The sequence below is a fragment of the Cupriavidus sp. KB_39 genome (assembly GCF_052114485.1).
Taxonomy (GTDB): Bacteria; Pseudomonadota; Gammaproteobacteria; order Burkholderiales; family Burkholderiaceae; genus Cupriavidus.
Genome location: NZ_JBFREV010000111.1, coordinates 1 through 1,850 on the forward strand (window position 1 = coordinate 1; position 1,850 = coordinate 1,850).

2 protein-coding genes are annotated in these 1,850 nt (G+C 64.7%); both read right to left on the reverse strand.

Features of this window, described 5'->3' with window-relative positions:
- The coding region (locus AB4Z27_RS28825) for an ATP-binding cassette domain-containing protein (protein WP_441645961.1) at window positions 1–347 on the reverse strand (347 nt) is incomplete at its 3' end.
- 84 nt (window positions 348–431) lie between these two features.
- Window positions 432–1,640, reverse strand: coding sequence for an ABC transporter substrate-binding protein (locus AB4Z27_RS28830; RefSeq protein WP_092296814.1), 1,209 nt, complete (start codon window positions 1,638–1,640; stop codon window positions 432–434).
- Window positions 1,641–1,850 lie beyond the last annotated feature (210 nt).

Sequence of the window (1,850 nt, forward strand, 5' to 3'; positions counted from 1 at the left end):
CAGAACTGGAACGAGGTGCCGAGCTGGCGCTGCAGGCCGATGCGCACGTTCTCGCGCACGGTCAGGTGCGGGAACACGGCGGAAATCTGGAACGAACGGATCACGCCGCGCCGCGCAATCTGCGCCGGTTTCTCGCGGGTGATGTCGATCCCGTTGAAAAGGATGGTGCCGGTGGTCGGCTCCAGGAACTTGGTGAGCAGGTTGAAGCAGGTCGTCTTGCCCGCGCCGTTGGGGCCGATCAATGCGTGGATCGAGCCGCGTCGCACCTGCAGGTCCACGCCGCTGACCGCCGTGAAGCCCTTGAAGGACTTGGTCAGGTTGCGGACTTCTAGTACGTTGGTTTGCATGAGTCTCTTATAGGCTGCCGGTTGGCTCCCCTCCGTCTGCGGGAAAGCGGCAGGAGAGGGGAGCAAAGCATGGCTGTCGTCTATTTACTTCTTCACCAGCGGGCAGCGCGATTGCGACAGCGGCTGGAAGGCTTCCTCAGCCGGCACGGTGGCCACGAGCTTGAGGTAGTCCCACGGCGTCTTCGACTCGTTCGGCGCCTTCACTTCCATCAGGTACATGTCATGCATCATGCGGCCGTCGGCGCGGATGTAGCCGTTCTTGGCGAACGCGTCGTTGATCTTGGCCTTCTTCAGCGCCGCCATCACGGCGTCCGAATCGTCGCTGCCTGCCGCCTGCACGGCCTTCAGGTACTGCAGCACGGCCGAGTACGTGCCGGCATGCACCATGTTCGGCATGCGCTTCATGCGGGCGAAGAAGCGGGCGCCGAACTCGCGCGTCTGCGGGTTCAGGTCCCAGTACCAGGCATCGGTCAGCTTCATGCGCTGCGTCAGCTTCAGGCCCAGGCTGTGCACGTCGCTGATGGTCATCAGCAGGCCCACCAGGGTCTGGTTGCGCGGCAGGCCGAAGTCGTTGGCCGCCTTGATGGCGTTGATGGTGTCGCCGCCGCCGTTGGCCAGCGCCACCACCTGGGCCTTGCTGGCCTGGGCCTGGAGGATGAACGACGAGAAGTCCGATGCGTTCAGCGGGTGCTTGATGTTGCCGGCCACCGTACCGCCCGACGCCTTCACCACATCCGCCGTGGCGGTTTCCAGCGACTGGCCGAACGCGTAGTCGGCCGTCAGGAAATACCAGCTCTTCAGACCCTGCTTGACCATGGCCTTGCCGGCTACGTTGGCCAGCGCGTACGTGTCATACACATAGTGGACGATGTACGGCGAGCATTCCTCGTTGGTGTGGCGCAGGTTGGCGCCGCCAGTGATCAGCGAGATGCGCTTYTTCTCCGACGCGATGCGCGAGACGGCCAGCGCGACCGACGAGTTCGGCAGGTCGACAATGGCGTCGACGCCGTCCCGGTCGATCCACTCGCGCGCCTTGGCGCTGCCRATGTCCGCCTTGTTCTGGTGGTCGGCGGTAACCAGCTCGATCTTCTTGCCCGGCAGCCCATTGCCGAAATCCTCGATGGCCAGCTTGGCGGCTTCGACCGAGCCCTTGCCGGCGTAGTCAAGGTAGACGCCMGACAGGTCGGTCATCACGCCGATCTTGACGACATCTCCGGAAATCGCGGCGCTGGCAGCGCCGGCAAACGTGGAAAGGCTGAACGCCAGGGCGGACAGCAGGGTGGCTCGCTTCATCTCTTCTTCTCCGTGGTGGTGTTGCTAGAAAAGCTGGGCGGCTGCTCAGACCGCCATRTGCGCGTACCGGTAGTCGGCCGGCGGCACGAAYGTTTCCTTGACCGTGCGCGGCGACACCCAGCGCAGCAGGTTCAGCGGCGAACCGGCCTTGTCGTTGGTGCCACTGCGGCGCGCGCCGCCGAACGGCTGCTGGCCGACCACCGCGCCGGT